This is a genomic window from Vibrio sp. Y176 (assembly GCF_033438945.1).
Genome location: NZ_JAWOQS010000927.1, coordinates 1 through 566 on the forward strand (window position 1 = coordinate 1; position 566 = coordinate 566).

At 46.8% G+C, this 566-nt stretch carries 1 protein-coding gene and 1 pseudogene; both read right to left on the minus strand.

Features of this window, described 5'->3' with window-relative positions; genetic code table 11:
- Positions 1-274, minus strand: a pseudogene (locus R7O13_RS29445) (ATP-binding protein); the annotation flags it as partial.
- The coding region (locus R7O13_RS29450) for a response regulator transcription factor (RefSeq protein ID WP_318305537.1) at positions 264-566 on the minus strand (303 nt) is incomplete at its 5' end. The pseudogene R7O13_RS29445 and the gene R7O13_RS29450, both read right to left, overlap by 11 nt.

The window sequence follows — 566 nt, forward strand, 5'->3', positions numbered from 1 at the left end:
CGCTGTACGGGCGACTAAAGCGAGGATCCGACAGTTGAGCTGCTAACGAAAGATGGCCTGTATGATCGACTTCCAATTGAGCGGCGATTTCATCCATAAAGATGCTCAGTTGGGAGCGCGTGTCGTCCACCATATAGTTATAAACTTGGGTAGGAATGGTGACACCCGCAGCAAGGATCATGGCGGTGAGCCACACAACCGCCGCCAACACCAATCGGCTTTTGATACTTAAGCGTTTTAAGGCATGCAGCGGCAGTTTGTTCTTATTCGGCATTCAGTTGATACCCTAAGCCACGCACGGTTTTGATGATTTTTGGAGCGATTTTCTTACGAATACGACCGATAAATACTTCAATTGTGTTGGAGTCACGATCAAAGTCTTGCTTGTAAATGTGCTCCACAAGCTCCGTGCGTGAAATGACTTTTTCAGGATTATGCATAAAGTAAGCGACTACTTTATATTCCAGCGCTGTTAGGCTCACTGCTTGGCCTTGCCACATCACTTTTGAGGTTCTGGTATCTAGGCTTAAATCGCCTATTTGCATGACCGGAGAAGCGTTACCAGA